The following is a 19,759-nucleotide window of genomic DNA, read 5'->3' on the forward strand; positions in this document are numbered from 1 at the left end:
CAAGATGAGATTTCCCAGTATGTAAGACCCCTTGAAGACGACGAGGTTGATAGGTTGGGGGTGGAAGTGCAGCAATGCATGGAGCTGACCAATACTAATCGGTCGAGGGCTTATCCAAGATTCTAAACACGCGATGATTCGTTTCGGATTCAGTTTTCAGGTGATTGACAGCCTGCACGTTTGGTGATGATGGCGGAGGGGTTCCACACGTACCCATCCCGAACACGACCGTTAAGCCCTCCAGCGCCGATGGTACTTGGACCGCAGGGTCCTGGGAGAGTAGGACGTTGCCAAGCGAAACGTAAGACTAGCCACTCCTTGAGAGTGGCGACTATTCCCTGATAGCTCAGTTGGTAGAGCACTCGACTGTTAATCGAGTTGTCACAGGTTCGAGTCCTGTTCGGGGAGCCATATGGAGAGGTGTCCGAGTTGGCCGAAGGAGCACGATTGGAAATCGTGTAGGCGTCACAAGCGTCTCGAGGGTTCGAATCCCTCTCTCTCCGCCATATGTTTCTTCTAATACTATAAGTAAGGCCCGTTGGTCAAGGGGTTAAGACACCTCCCTTTCACGGAGGTAACAGGGGTTCGAATCCCCTACGGGTCATATCTTTACTGCATTACTCGCAATATTGATTGTACATAGAAGTTGATAAGTTTGACATTAACTTGAAAATAATGATACAATCAGAATTGTGTCCTATGGAGACTTAGCTCAGCTGGGAGAGCATCTGCCTTACAAGCAGAGGGTCGGGGGTTCGATCCCCTCAGTCTCCACCATCTATACTTTCTTTTGACGACGCGGGGTGGAGCAGTCCGGTAGCTCGTCGGGCTCATAACCCGAAGGTCACAGGTTCAAATCCTGTCCCCGCAATAAATGGAACCGTGGTGTAGGGGTTAACATGCCTGCCTGTCACGCAGGAGATCGCGGGTTCAAATCCCGTCGGTTCCGCCATCTTTATCTTGTATCTTCTCGGCTACTGGATTGAATATGAGTAGAGAGTCGACACTGTAGCATGCAATACTAAGGCTCGGTAGCTCAGTCGGTAGAGCAGAGGACTGAAAATCCTCGTGTCGGCGGTTCGATTCCGTCCCGAGCCACCATTTTTATCTTACACTTGCCGGTGTAGCTCAGTTGGTAGAGCAACTGACTTGTAATCAGTAGGTCGGGGGTTCAAATCCTCTCGCCGGCACCATTTTTTCTTTCTTTCATATGGAGGCTTAGCGAAGTGGCCAAACGCAGCAGACTGTAAATCTGTTCTCTCTGAGTTCGGTGGTTCGAATCCATCAGCCTCCACCAGTTTTATAGGGGCATAGTTTAAAGGTAGAACAGCGGTCTCCAAAACCGTTAGTGTGGGTTCAATTCCTGCTGCCCCTGCCATATTTTAATTTATAGTATTTTGGCGGTCGTGGCGAAGGGGTTAACGCATCGGACTGTGACTCCGACATTCGCGGGTTCAATTCCCGTCGATCGCCCTTTTTTTATAGGGGATTAGCCAAGCGGTAAGGCAACGGACTTTGACTCCGTCACGCACAGGTTCGAATCCTGTATCCCCTGCCATTATTTCTATCGTGCGGACGTGGCTCAGCGGTAGAGCATCGCCTTGCCAAGGCGAGGGTCGCGGGTTCGATTCCCGTCGTCCGCTCCATTTCAATTTTATATGGCGCCATAGCCAAGTGGTAAGGCACAGCTCTGCAAAAGCTTTATCCCCAGTTCGAATCTGGGTGGCGCCTCCAGTATTTTATTAAGCGCCCTTAGCTCAGCTGGATAGAGCGTTTGACTACGAATCAAAAGGCCAGGAGTTCGAATCTCTTAGGGCGCGTATCTTTTCAATCATAAGCTCATTAGTTCATGAAGAAGTTCATGTACTAATGAGCTTTTTTGTTATATTGATTTTGTTTGTATATGGATATCATTTTAGTATTGATTGGATTCAAGTGGGATTTGAGTTGTATTGGTTCGTAGCTAGAATGTTCCCATATACTCCCCGTCTAAGGTCTAGGTTAAAATACCATCCCCGGTCCATTTTGCAATGCCATTGTTTTCTTTAGAATGTAGTTATAAGGCAAACGAGTATTGAGGGAGGTGAGTACAGTGAATATCAATCGAAATAGTGTTACAGCTGTCGGGCTGATCGTAATCGGGGCGTTGATTGTATTCGGAAAGTTCTTTCCCGTTTTACATAGTCTGATGGGGCATCTGATCGGATTGCTTTTCCCAATCGCACTGATCGCACTTGGTTATTATGCGCTTCAAAGTGGACGTAAGGTTCTTGGTTCCGTACTGGCAATCATTGGAGCATGTATTCTTTTCTCAAAGCTTTCGTTTCTGATTGGACCGGTTCTCGGTATTGCTCTTGTTGTTGGTGGTATCTATATGCTCAAGAATCGTCATCAAACGTACTAGTCTACAACTTTTTCGTTTGAAAACAGCTAGATACAGATTCAAAACAATAGCTTCCATATTAAAAGTAAATAGGATCATCTATTGCAGATAAGATTGTATATGAAAGATAAGGTCTTTATTTTAGATGAGGTTATCATTTTAGCTGGAGTTATTAGTTTAGATAGATTCATTATTGTAGATAAAGTCATATATAGTATCAAAGTATCAAAGTATCAAAGTATCAAAGGTAAGCTAAGTAGCACCTACAAAATTGCTGGAAAAGGTTTGCTTCAATCATTATCCATTTATGCATTACAGTAAGGGAGGGAGATTGTACCCATGAACATGTTCAAACGTATACGGGATATTACCGTAGCGACTTTAAATGAAAAGCTGGAACAAAGTCAGGACCCGGTTCGCTTGATTGATCAGTTTTTGCTGGATACTCGTCAGGAGATCTCGGAGGCAGAGCAGCTGCACAGCAGTATTTCGCATCATACTCGCCAGCTGAAGCATCATGTGGAAAAAGCATCTGCGATGCGTCAGAAGCGTGAGGAGCAAGCGATGTTGGCTCTGAAAGCGGAAGAGGAAGAACTGGCACGCATGGCTTTACAGGAAAAGGTCATGTATGAGGAAAAGGAAAACCAGTACAATGATCTGTTGGATAAAAATAAAGAAGCACTGAATGAGATCGAATATCAGCTGAATACGCTGAAATCAGAATATCAAATCGTATACAGCAAACGTGAGTATTACCATGCTCGTATGGAAACTCTTCGTTTGCAGCAGCAGATGAATCGTCGTTTTGGAAACGGTGGCGGCAATATGCCTTCCTTCAATCGACTGGAAGATCGCATCTCTGATTGGGAGCTTGAAGCCAAAGCTGTTCGTGACGTACGCCAAATGGACAGCTATCCATCCGGTGGCTCCGATCCTGCTAGTGCGATTGCATTGGACGCTGAGCTGGAGCGCTTGAGACGCAAGCTTGATCAGCAGCGAGAGGAGGGTTGAGTATGCGACCGAAGTTATACCGGTCGAGCAATGACCGGATGTTATCCGGCTTGACGGGCGGGTTGGGGCATTATTTTCAAATCAACCCGACACTGCTGCGGATACTGCTGATTTTGAGTATTCCTTTTACAGGTGGTACGACGGTATTGATCTATCTGATTGCGATCTTTGTAGTACCGAAGGAGCCGCCGATATATCGTCCGTTTGATTTTGGACCAGGTGCGCATGATCCTCGTTTTGAACAGGATCGTTATGCCGGTGAGCGTCATACGTACGGCGGCTACTGGGGGACTTCCCAAAATGCTTATGAGCCGGATATGTACGATGAACCGCATAAAAGCAATACGCGTTATTTTGGGAAAAATCGTCCGCCCTATGAACAGCCGGAGCCAGTCAACAAGGCAACTGCCGATCTGGACTCTATGATGAAAAATATCGAAACCAAAGCACTTCGTAAGGAAGTTGAAGAACTTCGCAAAAAAATTGCTCAATACGAGAAGGGAGAACAATAACATGGGAGTATTTAAAAGACTGAAAGATATGACAAAGGCATCGGTGAATGAAATGCTGGATAAGGTGGAAGATCCGATTGTGATGCTGAACCAGTATCTGCGTGATATGGAAGCTGAGATTCATCAATCTGAGGTAACGGTAGCGAAACAAATGGCGAACGAGCGCCGTATGAAACAGCGTTTGGAAGAAGCAGGTCGCATGGCAGTACAACGTGAAAGCCAAGCAACTGCAGCACTGAAAAGCGGACAGGAAGAAGTGGCACGTCGTCTGCTGGAAGAAAAGCTGTACTTTGATCAGAAGTATGTAGAATACGGTGATATGCATGCACAGGCGAAAGAGCAAGTTGCTGGTTTGATGACACAGCTGCATGAAATGAAAGACGAATTCTATAAAATGCGTAATAAACGCAATGAGCTGGTATCCCGTGCTCAAATGGCAAAAGCGAAAAAACAAATGGCTAAAGTTAGCTCTGTTGATTCCTTGAACCGCGGTAGCGCATCGCTTGGATTCAGCCGTATGGAAGAGAAAATTATGCAAATGGAAGCTGAAGCAGATGTACTTCGCGCTCCTTACAATGGTTCGGGTTACAATACCCCGTACATCAGCGCGGAACAGGCTGAAAAGCAACTGAAAGTAGATGAGCAGCTGAATCTGCTGAAAAGCAAACTAGCAGGTCCTTCTACACCGAAAACCATCGAATCCAGTGCACGACCAGCTGACGAATCGACTCATTAATTCTCGGATGGAATATTGGGACGTCATATGAGTTCAGAACAACCGTCAACAATTTGCAAGGTAATATGAGTTCAAGACGCTGTCATAATATGATATAGTTAGTTAGGTTAAGCCATACAGCGTGTGTGTGATGCATGCAGTATGGCTTTTCCACTACTTGCCTAGGATGGGCGGTAAAGGAGGGGTGACATGAACAGAAAAAGAGATGCGATTGCGGTAGTGTTGATCGGATTAGGGATGTTGATTTTGCTAGGACCATTTTTTGGATTTTTTACGATTGTCGCTCTTCTTTTGCTGCTGATCGGGGTATTTGGATTGCGTAGAGGCAAAATGAAGCAGGGTTATATTTGTCTGTCGATTGGAACAGGTCTGCTATTGCTGGATCATTTGGCATTGGTGCTAGGCATCGTACTGATCTCACTGGGATGGTTTTATTTCCGGGCAAATAAGGCGCACCGTGGGCAGAAGCATCATGCGAAGCAGAACTTTATTAATACGTCGCAGCACAATCGTGATCCATGGCTTATGCGTAGTAGTAGTTCGTGGCATGCGATTGGCGATATTGATTACGATCTATCGCTGGCGATGGCAGAAGATGCGGAGACGGTATTGTATTTTCAGGGGATCATTGGTGATCTTGATTTTACAATTCCAGAGGAGTATGGTGTGGAGATTGAGGCGCATGTGCTATTTGGGCAGATTGGATTTGATCCAGATCGGCGTTCGGGTATAGAACGTAGACAGGGGATTATGAACCGAGTGCAGTGGACATCGGCGAACTATGGCAGCAGTGTACAGCGGGTGAAGCTGGTTGTATTTTATGTGGCGGGTGACTTGAATATTCGCTTGTCGGCATAAGCAGTCTATAGTCGAAGTGAGTTTGGAGTGAAAGTAAGACGTTATCATTCATCCGTTGTATGCGTCTTATTATAGATAGGATAAAGTTTGAGTTTGCCAGAGATGGCTGAGTTGTAAACGTAGACCTGTACTGTACATGTACATCGGATATTCATGTGGCGATGCTAGAGTATAGGTCCGTATGCGATCCATGGAAAGTTGTGGCAAGATGCAATTAAGCCGATGCCGGGACGGAGGGATACATAGATGACAAAACGAAAATCTGCTGACATGATTGTTCGCAGTATGAGTGAAGGGGTGCTATTGGCAGTCCTTTTATTGATTGTAGTAATGTATGTGTTATATACGTCCGGGCATCTGGATATGGAGGATTCGTGGGAAGCATGGTTGCGAACGAGCATTGCGCTATGTATTCCGGTGATGGTGATCGGGGCGTTGTTTGGATTGTATCATTCGCTGCGACTCAAGATGCGCATTGATAAACTGCGAGAGACGCTGCTGATGTGGGAAAAGGGAAGCTGGTCGCAAACGGCGCCAGAATGGGGTAGCGATGAGTGGACGCGGCTCGGAGAGCAGATGGATCGCATCGGTAAAAAGTGGGGCGATCAGATTTCCAGTTTACAGCGTTTATCTACCAATAATGCACAGCTTGCCGAACAGGCGCGGGTGTCAGCGATTATTGAGGAGCGGCAGCGGCTGGCACGCGAGCTTCATGATGCGGTGTCTCAGCAGCTGTTTGCTATTTCGATGACAGCAACTGCGGTTGGTCGTACGTTTGACAAGGACCCGGATCGGGCGAAGCGGCAGGTGCAGCTGATTGAAGAAATGTCATCAGTAGCGCAATCAGAGATGCGGGCGTTGCTGCTGCATTTACGACCGGTGTACTTGGAAGGAAAACGATTGTATCAAGGGATCAGCGAGCTGGTACAGGAGCTGCAAACGAAGATTCCGATGGATATTGTGCTAGATATGGATGAGGAGCTCCGACTCGTCAAAGGGGTGGAAAATCATTTGTTCCGTATTGTGCAGGAAGCATTATCCAATACGCTTCGGCATTCCAAAGCGAACCGAATGGAGATTCGGATTGTGCAAAAGGTGGACGCAGTGCGGGTAACGCTGCGCGACGATGGTGTAGGCTTTGAGCTGGATGATACGAAGCAGACGTCCTATGGGCTGTCTACGATGCGTGAGCGTGTGAATGAGGTAGGTGGTACGATTCAATATATTACGGCACCGGGCAAAGGAACACGGATTGAGATTGTTGTGCCGATCGTGACATTACACACAGAAGAAAGCGGGTGGGCATAATAAGATGGATAACAGTGAACTGATCAAGGTGCTGCTGGTGGATGATCATGAGATGGTGCGTATCGGTCTGGCAGCAGTGCTCGATACGGAGGACGGAATCGAGGTTGTTGGCGAGGCGAGCAACGGCAATGACGGTATACGCTTGGCACAGGAGTACCATCCAGACGTTGTGCTAATGGATCTAGTGATGGATGGGATGGACGGGATCGAAGCAACACGTAAGGTACTAGAAATCAATCCGAACTGTAAGGTGATCGTGCTGACCAGCTATCTGGACGATGAGAAAATGTATCCGGTGATCGAGGCGGGTGCCTTTAGTTATTTGCTCAAAACATCGCGTGCGAGTGAAATTGCTGATGCGATTCGTGCAGCGGTGCGTGGTCAATCGGTACTGGAATCGCAAGTGGCTTCCAAAATGATGAGCCGTTTTCGTGAGCCAGCTGAACGTGCATTGCATGAACAGTTGACCGAGCGGGAGATGGATGTACTGCGTCTATTGGCGCAAGGAAAGTCCAATCAGGATATTGCCGATGATCTGATTATCGGGATCAAAACGGTGAAATTCCATGTGACCAATCTGCTCGCCAAGCTAGGGGTAGAGGATCGAACGCAGGCAGCGATTTATGCGTATAAAAATGGACTGGCGGAATGATGTAAGTAACAACGATGGATCATTCATATTTATATAATAGAAAACCGGCACTGTGTAGTTGCCGGTTTTTTGCTATATGAGATGATAAATGGCGTAAACGGTATCAATTTTAATTTTAACAGGTATAAGTACTTTTGATAGGTGGTCAGATGGTATAGAATCGGGTAATTATGGTAAAATACGATTGCCCAAGCATTGCGTATACAGAGCCATATATAGCGCTGTAGCGGAAGAGTTGGGCTGACCAGCTTATTCTCTGGAAATGGATGATGAGATTACTGGTTACAATGGCATCATGAGCACCACATCATTGTCGTGATTTTTGTACAGTACAGCAGCACCTTGTTCATTCTGCGGTAAAACAAAAATTTACATAGAAAGTGGAGGAGCCATGACGGACAATCAAACTTTGGAATCATTGCAGGCGCCTAGCGCAGTATTTTTCATTTTCGGAGCTACCGGTGATCTGGCGAGTCGTAAATTATTTCCGGCGATCTACAGTTTGTATCGTGAAGGTAAGTTGGCGGAGGATTTTGCTGTTATTGGAGTGGCGCGTCGTCCGCGTACAAATGAGGAATTCCGCGTGAATGTGCGGGATTCGATTGATGAGTTTTGCCGATATAAAGTGCGGCAGGATGAGGATTGGGATAACTTTGCGCAGCATTTTGAATATAAATCATTAGATATTAATAATGTAGACGGGTTCCGCGAGCTGAATCAGCAGACGGAAGCATTGGAAAGCAAATTCAGCATTCCGGGCAATCGTCTATTCTTCTTGGCATTGGCACCGGAGCTGTTCGGCAGCGTATCGACCAATCTGCGGGATGGTGGAATGCTGGATGCGGATGGCTGGAACCGGTTGGTGATCGAGAAGCCGTTTGGTTATGATCTGGAATCGGCACGTAAGCTGAACGGTGAGATTACAGAAGTATTTAAAGAGGATGAGATTTTCCGTATTGACCATTATCTCGGTAAAGAGATGGTGCAGAATATTGAGGTGATACGCTTCGGTAATGCGTTCTTTGAGCCGCTGTGGAACAATCAGCATATTGCCAATGTGCAGATTACGCTGAGTGAAACGGTCGGAGTAGAGGAGCGCGGCGGGTATTACGATCATTCCGGTGCCTTGCGCGATATGGGTCAAAACCATATGCTGCAAATGCTAGCGATGATCGCAATGGAGCCGCCAAGTCGTCTGATGGCAGAAGATATTCACGATGAAAAGGTGAAAGTGCTACGTTCCCTGCGACCGTATCTGAATCCAGAGGAAGTTGACAAAAACGTCGTTCGCGCTCAGTATACTGCTGGCGAGTCCAAAGGCAAAGCATTGCCGGGTTATCGGGAAGAGGATAAAGTAGATCCAAACTCGACGACAGAGACGTATTTTGCAGCGCGTCTGTTTGTGGATAGCTTCCGCTGGGCGGGGGTACCGTTCTATATTCGTACAGGGAAACGTCTGCCGGTGAAAACGACAGAGATCATCGTCGAGTTCAAGCGGACACCGACCAATGTATATCTCGGTCAGCGTCATAATCTAGAGCCGAATCTGCTCGTAATTCGAGTGAATCCGATGGAAGGCATTTATGTCAAAATCAATGCCAAAAAGCCCGGCTCTGACTCCGAAATCCAGCCGCTGGCGATGGAATTCTGCCAAAGCTGCATGATCGGCATCAATTCGCCGGAAGCGTATGAGCGTCTGCTGGAGGATGCAGCACAAGGCGATTCCACCTACTTTACCCGTTGGGATGAAGTAGCGGCGGCGTGGAGCTTTATCGATCATATCGACAATGCGTGGAAACAGCATCCAGAGGATGTCAAATCATACCCTGCTGGTTCGTGGGGACCTATGGAGACCCATCAGCTGTTGGAGCAGGATGGCTTCCACTGGTGGCCGGTCAACGGTCAGGATGAGGACGATGTGGTTTGGGTAGCGAACAGTCGGTAAAAGAGGATGGACACTGCTCGCCGCATCACGTACAATAAATACAGCGATTTTTAACGATAAAACACTCTTGTGATTGCCATTCATAAGAGTGTTTTTGCTGTGGATATGTTACAATGAGAGCAGTCTATTTAAGCGATGAAGGGAAAATGAACATGAGTAAAACGATAGATACAGAATTGCAGCGTGAAGTCGATAAACGCAGAACGTTTGCAATTATTTCTCACCCGGATGCGGGTAAAACAACACTGACGGAAAAGCTGCTGTTATTCGGGGGCGCGATTCGTCTTGCAGGTACGGTCAAAGCGCGTAAAGCGAGCAAGCACGCGACCAGTGACTGGATGGAAATTGAGAAGCAGCGCGGAATCTCGGTTACGTCTTCCGTGATGCAGTTTGACTATAATGGACACCGGATTAATATTTTGGATACGCCGGGTCACCAAGATTTCAGTGAAGATACGTATCGTACGCTGACTGCTGCTGATGCGGCTGTCATGCTGATCGACGTGGCAAAGGGTGTCGAGGCGCAAACGATCAAGCTGTTCAAAGTCTGTGCGCAGCGTGGTATTCCGATCTTTACCTTTATTAATAAACTCGACCGTGAAGGTCAAAGCCCGTTCGACCTGATGGAAGAATTGGAGCAGGTACTGGGTATTCGCTCGGTTCCGATGAACTGGCCGATCGGTATGGGACGCGAATTGTGCGGCGTATACGACCGGATGAAAACGCAGGTGGAGCTGTTCCAAGGCGACGACCATTCCACGATTGAAGTACGCAAAGTGGAAGATTACCGCGATCCGCTGATCAAGGAAATGGCAGGCGAGTTTCTGTATGAGCAGCTGAGCCAAGATATTGAGCTGCTGGACGTAGCAGGTGATCCATTTGACTACGAAAAAGTGATGCGCGGCGAATTGACGCCGATCTTCTTCGGTAGTGCGATCAATAACTTTGGACTACAGACATTCCTTGAAAACTTCTTGGAGTTGGCACCAAAACCAGAACCGCGTCGTAGCACAGAGGGTCTGATCGAGCCAACAAATGAGAAGTTCAGTGGATATGTATTCAAAATCCAAGCCAACATGAACCCGGCTCACCGCGACCGCATCGCGTTCCTGCGTATTGTGTCTGGTAAGTTTCAGCGCGGTATGAGCGTGAAGCACGTTCGTGTCGGCAAAGATATTAAACTGGCGCAGCCGCAGCAATTTTTGGCACAGGATCGGGATATTGTCGAGGATGCGTATCCGGGCGATATTATCGGTTTGTTCGATCCGGGCATTTTCCGCATCGGCGATTCACTGAGTCAGGGCGGTAGCATTACGTTCGACGAGCTGCCAACCTTCTCGCCGGAGATCTTTGCTAAAGTGACAGCGAAAAATGCACTGAAATATAAACAGTACCAAAAAGGTCTGGATCAACTGACTGAGGAAGGTACCATTCAAGTCTTCAACGCAGTCAGCTTTGACGATATTATTCTCGGTGTTGTTGGTCAGCTGCAATTTGAAGTATTCGAATATCGGATGAAAAATGAGTATGGTGTAGATGTGCAATTGCAGCGCATGCCGTTCCAATTTGCCCGTTGGATCGTAGCGGACAATCTGGACCCATCCAAATTCCGCATCAACTCCACGCTGGTGAAGGACAAAAAAGGAAACTACGTTGTTCTGTTTGAAAACGAGTATGCGATGAGAACGGCGATGGAGAAAAATCCAGATGCGCAGTTCCTGCAAACTGCACCGTAAACGGTTGGCTGTCTGTACAATATGGAAATGTAGAAGTAGCATGTAAAACGTAAATCAAGCGAGTCTCTTATAAGTAGTTGTTTTGTTGAAACAAAGTACTCTACATGTAGAGAGCATTCTTTTGGAATATGAGGGATACAATACAATCGCAGATTGTCTGGCAGCATGCAGCAGTGCACTGGCCTGCCGGGCAATCTGCTTTTTATTTTGAACAATGGTGGAGGTACAATATGGGCAGAAAGCAATATGCCGTCATCGGAATCGGACGCTTCGGTTCCAGTATTGCCAAAACGCTGAGCGAAATGGGCTTCGACGTACTAGCGATTGATTCAGACGAACATCGTGTACAGGAAGTATCAGCGATTGTCACACAGGCAGTAGTGGCAGATTCGACAGATGAAGAAGCGCTGCGTGCTATTGGGCTACGTAACTTTGACGTAGTGGTTGTGGCGATTGGGGAGGACATCCAGTCGAGTATCCTGACGACCCTGATCCTCAAGGAAATGGAGATTCCGACGATTCTCGTCAAGGCGCAAAACGATCTGCATGCCAAAGTCGTGCAGCGGATTGGCGCCGACAAAGTGATTTTCCCAGAGCGCGATATGGGTGTGCGGGTCGCGCATCATCTGACCTCGCCAAATGTGCTGGACTATATCGAGCTGTCTGACGACTACAGCATCGTAGAGATGCTTGCATCCGAAGCGATGGTCGGTCAGAACCTGATCGAACTGAATATCCGTGCGCGCTATAGCTGCAACGTAATGGCGATCAAGCGCAACAATCATATGAATATTGCACCCGCACCACAGGAGCGTCTGGAAAAAGACGACATCCTCGTCATCGTCGGACAGAAACACGATCTCATCAAAATGGAAATGGATATGGAGAGCTAAATGGAGATACTATCAACCCAAAATGCCCGTGTGAAGGAATGGGCGCAACTGCTGGAAAAGAAGCACCGCGACAAGCAGGAGAAATTTATTATCGAAGGCATTCATCTGGTCAGCGAAGCGCTACGTAGTGACTGGGATATTCAATATATTGTGTATGATACGGAAAAAGGCATTCCGGCGGAGCTGAAGGAAGACATCTCTGCTTACTCCGGCGGCGCCCAGTATGTGGCGGTATCGCAAGCGGTGCTGGAGAAATGCACCGATACGAAGACCCCACAGCCAGTGTTTGCGATTGTGTATAAGCGCAATGCACTGTTATCGACGTTGCTGGCGGATGCGCAGGGTATTGTAATGGTGCTGGATGGTGTGCAGGACCCCGGGAATGTAGGTACGATCATTCGCAGCGCGGACGCATCTGGAGCGAAGGGGATTGTACTGGGGAAAGGCTGTGCCGATCTGTATAATCCGAAGACGATCCGTTCGACGATGGGTTCGCTGTTTCATTTGCCGGTGTTGGAGAGTGATCTGACAGAAGTATTGCCAGCGGCGAGGGAGCAAGGTGCACGGTTGATTAGTACATCGCTGCAAGGAAGTACGTCGTGTTATGAGTATGACTTCCGTAGTGGAGCTTGGATTGTGATCGGGAACGAGGGAAAAGGGATTTCCGAGCAGATGGCGGCGCTGGTGGAGGAGCATGTGCTGATTCCGATGCAGGGGCAGGCGGAGTCGCTGAATGCGGCGATGGCTTCGACGGTGTTGTTGTTTGAGGCGATGCGGCAGCGGGGAGTTTGAGATTTTTAGTTGTGATCGATTAGATGTGTAGAAGTAGATATGTATACACTGGAGAAATGAGCATGATAATATGCTTGTTTCTTCAGGTATAGACATCAAATTTCTTTTAATGCGAAATAGGTGGGTTTTATAATGAGAAAATGGATAGAGGTAGTTTTCTTTATAGTGTGTATATGTGTTTGGTACATAGTTGGGAAGTATCTGCTGTTTGCTCATATTCAACTGTCTTCAATGTTGTATCAAAGTATGCTGGAAGTTGTGTATTTGTTTGTTGGTATGATTGTATCTTTGGTAGCTGTGAGCTGGATAAGTAGGAAAAATAAGATAATGAATAAAAATCCATCTGAGAGGGCAGATGACAATGGGAGATATTAAATTATTTCGATTAGTTGATAACGGAGTTGAAGAATTAATTGGATATACTATTGCTGTAGAAAAGTCCTTGCAAACTTTGATGGAGTGTAATTTGGAAGCCCTAATCGGTGTACGTTTCTTGGCATCAGAATATTCCACTGGAAAGCGGCATGGTGGGCGTATAGATACACTGGGACTTGACGAAAATAACTCTCCTGTCATTATTGAATATAAAAGAGCAACGAATGAGAATGTGATTAATCAAGGATTATATTATTTAGATTGGTTGATGGATCATCAGGCAGAATTTAAGTTGCTTGTTATGGATCGGTTAGGTGTAGAAGTATCTAAGGATATCGATTGGATTGCTCCACGCTTATTGTGCATAGCTGGCGGATTTACTAAATATGATGAGCATGCGGTGCAACAGATCAATCGTAATATTGAGTTGTATACATATAAAAAATATGGAGAAGAGCTATTGATGCTAGATTTAGTAAATGCTACAACAGCAAATGCTTCTATTGAACGTGATATGAGTATGGAGTCGAGAGCAATATATAAAACGGTATCTGATTACCTTTTGCAGGCTAGTCCTGAGTTAGTGGATTGGTTTGAAGAATTAAAGGCTTACATGATAGCGCTTGGCGACGATGTACAAGTCAATACGTTGAAATATTATGTTGCTTTTAAAAGAATCAAGAATTTTGCATGTGTTGAAATCCATCCGCAGACCAAAAGGATTAGTGTATACTTGAAAGTTAATCCAGACTCGATTGAACTGGAGAGTGGATTTACTAGAGATGTTCGTAAAATTGGACACTTTGGTACTGGAGATTTGGAAGTCACGATTGGAAATTTGGAACAACTTGAAAAGACTAAGAAGTTGATACAGCAGAGTTATGAATTAAGTTGAAAATGATTTATAAATAGGAAGTGGCTCTTCAGATAGGATTGTCTGTATAGAGCTACTTTTTTTATAATTTAAATGAATAGGTTAATATAAATATATTAATGTAGATTTATTTGTAAAGCGTGCAGTATGTCACGATAAAGTTAAGAATAAAATAATGAATATAAACTTTTAATTATAGGAGAATACCAATGACCTTACCAATAGAACTCCAAAATATTTTCCTTCACAGACAAAAATCATATAAAATGGTTCTCATCCTCGTACTGATCGACGAAATGCGTGCCACCCGAGAACGCGAAGTATCCATGACGCGGATCAAAGAGCGTTTTTTGGAATATTTTCAGAAGCGGGAAGCACGGAGTATGCCTGTAGATGCGCCGCCGTCGCGGATTGCGTTTCGGTGGGCGGATATGCCGGTGAAGCGGGTGCAGTATGTGGTGGATACGCCGATTGATGCGTTGTCGTCGATTCTGGACTATCCTAGCTCCGGCTACACGATCGGTTTCAAGCCGGAGCTATACAGTCAGCTGAATCCGGCGGTATTGGATGAATTGTACCACTATACCCTCGACGAGCTGGATACGTACTATGCTCCACCACAGTCAGACTTTTCACTGCGGGAGGATTTGCTCAACATCATCGGCAACTATCTGCTTGCCAAGCAGCAGCCATTAACGGGGCATCCGCTGGCGAAGTATGTGCGGAGGGAGATTCCGCAGCATTTACGTTCGCTACCATTTGTGCATAATCATTTTAAGGTGCAGGGATCGGTAGGCAGTGGTAGTAATTGGGCGACGATTCCTTGGATTGCGGTGATGTATCCGCAGTTGACGGATACGATTCAGCGTGGGGTGTATGTGGCGTATTTGTTTTCGGCGGATATGAAGCGGTTGTATTTGACGTTGAACCAAGGGTTGAATGAAGCACGCAGCCATTTGGGGCGCAGTGAGAGTCATACGTACTTACAGGAGCGGGCGCAAGTCATTCGGGAGAAGTTGCCAGCAGGGCGGATGAAGCTAGCGGACGATATTGATCTGGGTGACGGACGGCTAGGGGATGATTACCAGACGTCGACGATTGCTTATTTTGCATATGATACGGAGCGTTTGCCGGACAATGAACAGTTGGTAACGGATCTGTGGGATGCGATGGATAGTTATATGTTCTACATTGAGAGTACGGCGATTACGCCGAATACGGTATGGACGACGCAGGTACCGGATGATGATAGCGGTGAGGTGTATACGCCACGACTGCGTGACCGGGATGTATCTGGGGTGTTGGAACAAGTGCATGAGCATATTGCAGCAAATGGTTTTTATTTTCCAGAGCGGCTTACGTATAACTTCTATTTGTCGCTGAAAACGCGACCTTTTGTTATTTTGGCGGGAATCTCTGGCACGGGAAAGACGCGGCTGGTGCGGCTATTTGCGGAAGCGGTTGGAGCGACGACGGAGAATGGACAGTTTACGCTGATTCCGGTGCGTCCAGATTGGAGTGATCCAGCGGAGTTGATTGGATATCGCGATCTGTCGGGTATGTTTCAGCCGGGACCATTGACGTTGGTCATTCGTGAGGCTTCGCGTCCAGAGAATCGGAAGAAGCCTTATTTTGTATGTCTGGATGAGATGAATCTGGCACGAGTGGAGCATTATTTTAGCGATATGATGAGCTTGCTGGAAACGCAGAAATGGCGGCAGGAGAGTGAACATCTGTATTCTTCGCTGGAGCGGTGGCAGGAGTATGTGTACAGCGAGGACAATGCTAATGCTAGCGGGACGCATGCAGGTCGTGCGGATTCGGGTGCTGGTGTAGCAGGTCATATTAGTATGGATGCGCAGCGAAACCGGAAAGCGCGCATAGGAGATGGACAGGATACAACTAAACGTTCCGGGTTGACAGATGGGCAATCTGGGCGCGTTTCTGATGATGGGTCTGGGTTGGCAGATGGGCAATCTGGGCGTGCTTCTGATGATGAACCTAGGTTGACGGATGAACATCATGGGAATGGGGATGATCCGAGGTCTGGTTCAAACTTGGGAGATGAGCGTCATGAGCGTATGAATACGGATCGTTCTGGTTATGTGGATGAGGCAAATGGTGAGACGGAGCAAGGCTCGGTTCATATGAGCAATCGCAATGGACAGCCATCGCGTAATACCAGTCCGACAGCTGGAAACCGAAACCGTACCGATGGTGCAAGGCAACAGCCATCTGCTCCTACCAAAGGTGAGCGTCGAATTGTCACTGATCCGCTGATTGCTGCTGGGATGCTGCAATTGGAGGAAGACCGCGTGATGTACGGGCATCTGGGTATCCCAGACAATGTGTATATTGTCGGTACGGTAAATATGGACGAGACGACGTACCCGTTTAGCAAGCGGGTATTGGATCGGGCGAATACGATTGAGTTTCACCATATTGATCTGATGCAGCTGCCGGACGACACGGTAAATGATGGGCAAACGGTAGAAGTGGTGCCTGTGGAGCAAGGCTTTTTGCGTAGTGATTACTTGCAATTGAAGGATGCCATTGGGGAGTACCGCGAACTGGTAGTACGTACGACGGAGCGGTTGGTACAGGTAAATGCAGTGCTGGAACGTATTCATGCGCATGTAGGTTACCGGATTCGGGATGCGATCTGCTTTTATGCGGTATATAATGAGCGCTTTGGGCTGATGTCTGAGGAAGAGGCGTTCGATCTGCAATTGCTGCAAAAGATTTTGCCGCGTATTCAGGGGAGTCAAATGGCAGTGCGTCGGGCATTGGTGCGTCTGCTGGAATGGTGTCTGAAGGGCAATGTGCGTGTACCGTCGCCGCTGGAGGATGATGAGAATTTCTGGGACAGCTGGGAAGCGGGGAATACGCCACCGGAAGCGGATTATCCAGAGAGTGCGCGTAAGCTGGTGTATATGATTCGTCGATTGGACGAGGATGGGTTTACGTCGTATTGGGTACATTGATGAATTGCGTTTGAAAATATACATGTTAAAGGGGGTGTAATGATGAATCCAGAACAAACGGTGCGGCTGCTGGAAGTGGGAACGAGTATCGGGAATCTGTACATTGAGGGGCGACCGTATCACCCGGCGGTGGAGACGCTGGAATTGCATCGGGAGCAGGGGAAATGGATTGATGCCCATCTAAAATGTGTATCGCTATCGTCGGATGTGCAGGTGCATTATGTCTATGTGTTTTCGCCGCTGGAAGGTCGGTTGGTGGAGTGGAATGCGCATACGCCGGTATGGCCATGCTTTTATGAGCAGCAGAATTATGAATTTGTGTATGAAAAGGCAGATGGAATCAAGCAGCGTGTTCACTTTTACCATGCGAATCGGTATTTGCGGGAAGCGGTTAGTGAAAAGGGGAGTCGGCTACTGTCGGGGCTGCTGAACTTTCGCAATGAAGTGGGCTTCAGCGAATTAGAGCTGCGTGCGGGTGGGGAGCGGTTGCTTTCGCTCGAATTGGAAGTATTTCCGTCCAAAATTGACTACCGTGACGATTATGCCATGCTGCTACAGGATGTGAATCGGCAGGTGTACAATCTAAGCTTTGATTTTCTGAAACGAACGTATCAATCGGTGTCGCTGCGTCATAGTGAGCGGCAGAGTTTGACGGAGTTTTTCTCAATTATCTCGCATTTGTTTGAACAGATGGAGCGGGCGATGGAGCGGATTGGCAGGCAGCCCCATCACCGAATGGAGAAGGAATTGGAGATGCGTAAGGCAGCACTTGCAAAGCGTCCGGGTCGCCGGAATAGCGATTATCTCGCCAAGCATCCGCAGTATTTGGAGAACGTAAATGCTGGCAGAATAGTGAAGGATGACAGGGCGGCACAGGATGGGAGAAGAGTAGAGGGCGGCAGAGATCTACAAGACCATCGTGGCATTCGTAGCAGTCATCCGATTACTCCTGCACGCGGTACGATCCAGATCGGCAGCGAAGCGTATCGTCCGACACGGCTGCTCGATACGGTCAAGCATCTGTCATATGATACGGCGGAGAATCGCTTATTGCGCTGGATGCTGGAACGAATCATGGGCAAGCTGGTGCAGCTGCGAGATCAGTATGTACAGCTTAGTAAACCCGGCAATTTCCGCAGTCGCAGCTATGACGAGCATTTTGCCATGCAGGTGAATCAGATGATTCGACGGATGGAGCAGATGCTAGGTGCGGAATGGTTGCAGACACTGACCCCGATGCGTAGCATGAGCATTAGTCTGGTGATGCAGATGGCGCCGGGGTATCGGGAGATGTATCGGTACTATTTAACTTTGCTGAAAGGGCTGTCGATTCAGAGCGATGTACTGCGATTATCAATGAAAGAAATCTCCGAGCTGTATGAATATTGGTGCTTCCTCAAGCTTAACGAGCTGATGGCGAACAAATACCAGTTGGTGCAGCAGGATGTGATCCGGCTCAATCATGCGGGATTGTTCGTGACACTGGATACAGGAAAGCAGTCGCGTATGCAGTATCGTCATCCACGCACAGGCGAAACCTTCGTATTGTACTATAATCGTTCGTCACAGCAGCGCTGGTCCCCAACACTTGCCCAGCGACCGGATAATGTGCTGTCCTTACGCAAATGGGATGCAGGATTGGAAAAGGAGTACAATTTTATTTTCGATGCTAAGTATAAGCTGGATGTAGCGGAGCAAGGATCGGAGTATCATCGGCGGTATGGATTGCCGGGACCGCAGGAGGACGATATAAATACAATGCACCGGTATCGGGATGCGATTGTGCATCTGGCAGAAGAGCAGTCTGCCGAAGAGCATCGTTTGCGATATGAGCGTAGTATGTACGGTGCGTATGTGCTGTTTCCGTATGGAAATGAGCAGCAGTATACGCAGCATCACTTCTATAAAAGTGTGCGTAAAATCAATGTCGGTGCCTTACCATTTCTACCCAATGCGACGTCGCTGGTTGAGCAATTTCTGGATGAACTGATTGCGGACAGCCCAGAACAGGCATACGAGCGGGCAACGGTGCCGCAGCGGACGGACGAATATTATACGGATAAGATGCAGCAGCGTCAGCGTAATATGCTGGTCGGATCAGTGCGCGGACAAGAGCAGGTGGAGCTAGCGTTAGAGCACCGATTTTATCATGTACCGCTGCGAAATCTAGGCGATGCACAGCAGGTGACGTCCGTGGAATATGTAGCGATGTATCAATCGAAGCGGGTATTTGGTGCAGAGCAGGCGGGGATTCATTATTATGGACGTGTGACAGGCTGGCAGATTATGCCGCGCGGGCAGATTGCCGAATTACCGCGTAACGAGCGCCGAGACGGGCAGCTGTATGTAAAATTTACTGTGGAAACGTGGCAGCAGTTGGAACGAGCCATTGTGCCGGGTGGACAGGGGATTTATACGCTGCTGTATACGAGCAAGTATATGTTCGACCGTGCGCAGGAGTTAGCGGAGCTACGGCTGAACGATGAACAGCAGCTTCGTGAATGGCGGGAGAAGCGTCGTCAAGGTCGTGTAAAAGTGACGTTGGATCAGCATTATGTGGATCAGGCGGAGCAGGTACTGGATATTACGGTGCAGCCGTCCACAGAGCAGAAGTGATGTACGCTGTGTTATGACCTACCATCATTGAAAAGACGCAATCATCGAAAGATAGATTCAGCATGAGTTTGAACGATTCGTGAC

The 19,759-nt window shown here is 47.6% G+C and carries 14 protein-coding genes, 15 tRNA genes and 2 rRNA genes; all 31 read left to right on the top strand.

Features of this window, described 5'->3' with window-relative positions; all coding sequences use genetic code 11:
- Positions 1-118 (top strand): 23S ribosomal RNA (locus ABXR35_RS00005); the annotation flags it as partial.
- Positions 119-179: 61 nt separating this feature from the next.
- Positions 180-296 (top strand): 5S ribosomal RNA (gene rrf, locus ABXR35_RS00010).
- A gap of 39 nt (positions 297-335) precedes the next feature.
- Positions 336-411, top strand: a tRNA-Asn gene (locus tag ABXR35_RS00015).
- A 3-nt stretch (positions 412-414) separates the two neighbouring features.
- Positions 415-506: transfer RNA gene (locus ABXR35_RS00020), tRNA-Ser, on the top strand.
- Positions 507-532: 26 nt separating this feature from the next.
- A tRNA-Glu gene (locus ABXR35_RS00025) sits at positions 533-604 on the top strand.
- Positions 605-701: 97 nt separating this feature from the next.
- A tRNA-Val gene (locus tag ABXR35_RS00030) sits at positions 702-777 on the top strand.
- A gap of 20 nt (positions 778-797) precedes the next feature.
- Positions 798-871: transfer RNA gene (locus ABXR35_RS00035), tRNA-Met, on the top strand.
- 5 nt (positions 872-876) lie between these two features.
- Positions 877-952, top strand: a tRNA-Asp gene (locus ABXR35_RS00040).
- A gap of 73 nt (positions 953-1,025) precedes the next feature.
- Positions 1,026-1,101: transfer RNA gene (locus ABXR35_RS00045), tRNA-Phe, on the top strand.
- 16 nt (positions 1,102-1,117) lie between these two features.
- Positions 1,118-1,193: transfer RNA gene (locus tag ABXR35_RS00050), tRNA-Thr, on the top strand.
- A 19-nt stretch (positions 1,194-1,212) separates the two neighbouring features.
- A tRNA-Tyr gene (locus ABXR35_RS00055) sits at positions 1,213-1,297 on the top strand.
- A 7-nt stretch (positions 1,298-1,304) separates the two neighbouring features.
- Positions 1,305-1,378, top strand: a tRNA-Trp gene (locus ABXR35_RS00060).
- Positions 1,379-1,400: 22 nt separating this feature from the next.
- Positions 1,401-1,473: transfer RNA gene (locus tag ABXR35_RS00065), tRNA-His, on the top strand.
- A gap of 10 nt (positions 1,474-1,483) precedes the next feature.
- Positions 1,484-1,558 (top strand) — tRNA-Gln (locus ABXR35_RS00070).
- Positions 1,559-1,571: 13 nt separating this feature from the next.
- Positions 1,572-1,646: transfer RNA gene (locus tag ABXR35_RS00075), tRNA-Gly, on the top strand.
- A 14-nt stretch (positions 1,647-1,660) separates the two neighbouring features.
- Positions 1,661-1,734 (top strand) — tRNA-Cys (locus ABXR35_RS00080).
- Positions 1,735-1,746: 12 nt separating this feature from the next.
- Positions 1,747-1,820, top strand: a tRNA-Arg gene (locus tag ABXR35_RS00085).
- Between the two features lie 272 nt (positions 1,821-2,092).
- Positions 2,093-2,404 (top strand): hypothetical protein, encoded by a 312-nt coding sequence (locus tag ABXR35_RS00090; RefSeq protein WP_367053745.1) that lies wholly within the window; start codon positions 2,093-2,095, stop codon positions 2,402-2,404.
- Positions 2,405-2,722: 318 nt separating this feature from the next.
- Positions 2,723-3,394, top strand: a complete 672-nt coding sequence (locus ABXR35_RS00095; protein WP_367053748.1) for a PspA/IM30 family protein — start codon at positions 2,723-2,725, stop codon at positions 3,392-3,394.
- 2 nt (positions 3,395-3,396) lie between these two features.
- On the top strand, positions 3,397-3,906 hold the full coding sequence (locus ABXR35_RS00100; RefSeq protein WP_367053751.1) for a PspC domain-containing protein: 510 nt from the start codon (positions 3,397-3,399) through the stop codon (positions 3,904-3,906).
- A 1-nt stretch (position 3,907) separates the two neighbouring features.
- The gene (locus ABXR35_RS00105; protein ID WP_367053753.1) at positions 3,908-4,642 is read left to right on the top strand and encodes a PspA/IM30 family protein; all 735 of its coding nucleotides are present in this window, start codon (positions 3,908-3,910) and stop codon (positions 4,640-4,642) included.
- 189 nt (positions 4,643-4,831) lie between these two features.
- Positions 4,832-5,500: a cell wall-active antibiotics response protein LiaF gene (gene liaF, locus ABXR35_RS00110; RefSeq protein ID WP_367053755.1), complete on the top strand. Its 669-nt coding sequence runs from the start codon at positions 4,832-4,834 to the stop codon at positions 5,498-5,500.
- Between the two features lie 246 nt (positions 5,501-5,746).
- The gene (locus ABXR35_RS00115; protein ID WP_367053758.1) at positions 5,747-6,808 is read left to right on the top strand and encodes a sensor histidine kinase; all 1,062 of its coding nucleotides are present in this window, start codon (positions 5,747-5,749) and stop codon (positions 6,806-6,808) included.
- 4 nt (positions 6,809-6,812) lie between these two features.
- Positions 6,813-7,460, top strand: a complete 648-nt coding sequence (locus tag ABXR35_RS00120) for a response regulator (RefSeq protein ID WP_367053761.1) — start codon at positions 6,813-6,815, stop codon at positions 7,458-7,460.
- A 391-nt stretch (positions 7,461-7,851) separates the two neighbouring features.
- Positions 7,852-9,405, top strand: a complete 1,554-nt coding sequence (gene zwf, locus ABXR35_RS00125; RefSeq protein WP_367053764.1) for a glucose-6-phosphate dehydrogenase — start codon at positions 7,852-7,854, stop codon at positions 9,403-9,405.
- Positions 9,406-9,557: 152 nt separating this feature from the next.
- Entirely contained in the window at positions 9,558-11,141 is a 1,584-nt protein-coding gene (locus ABXR35_RS00130) for a peptide chain release factor 3 (protein WP_367053767.1), read from the top strand.
- A 230-nt stretch (positions 11,142-11,371) separates the two neighbouring features.
- Positions 11,372-12,034 carry a potassium channel family protein gene (locus ABXR35_RS00135; RefSeq protein WP_367053770.1) on the top strand — a complete coding sequence of 221 codons (663 nt, stop codon included), beginning with the start codon at positions 11,372-11,374 and terminating at the stop codon, positions 12,032-12,034.
- Complete coding sequence (locus ABXR35_RS00140; RefSeq protein ID WP_367053773.1) at positions 12,035-12,826, top strand: TrmH family RNA methyltransferase; 792 nt, start codon at positions 12,035-12,037, stop codon at positions 12,824-12,826.
- A 361-nt stretch (positions 12,827-13,187) separates the two neighbouring features.
- The gene (locus tag ABXR35_RS00145; protein ID WP_367053776.1) at positions 13,188-14,096 is read left to right on the top strand and encodes a DUF5655 domain-containing protein; all 909 of its coding nucleotides are present in this window, start codon (positions 13,188-13,190) and stop codon (positions 14,094-14,096) included.
- A gap of 188 nt (positions 14,097-14,284) precedes the next feature.
- Positions 14,285-17,059, top strand: coding sequence for an MrcB family domain-containing protein (locus ABXR35_RS00150; protein WP_367053778.1), 2,775 nt, complete (start codon positions 14,285-14,287; stop codon positions 17,057-17,059).
- Positions 17,060-17,098: 39 nt separating this feature from the next.
- Complete coding sequence (locus ABXR35_RS00155; protein ID WP_367053780.1) at positions 17,099-19,675, top strand: DUF2357 domain-containing protein; 2,577 nt, start codon at positions 17,099-17,101, stop codon at positions 19,673-19,675.
- Positions 19,676-19,759 lie beyond the last annotated feature (84 nt).

The sequence above is a fragment of the Paenibacillus sp. JQZ6Y-1 genome, assembly GCF_040719145.1.
Lineage (GTDB): Bacteria > Bacillota > Bacilli > Paenibacillales > Paenibacillaceae > Saccharibacillus > Saccharibacillus kandeliae.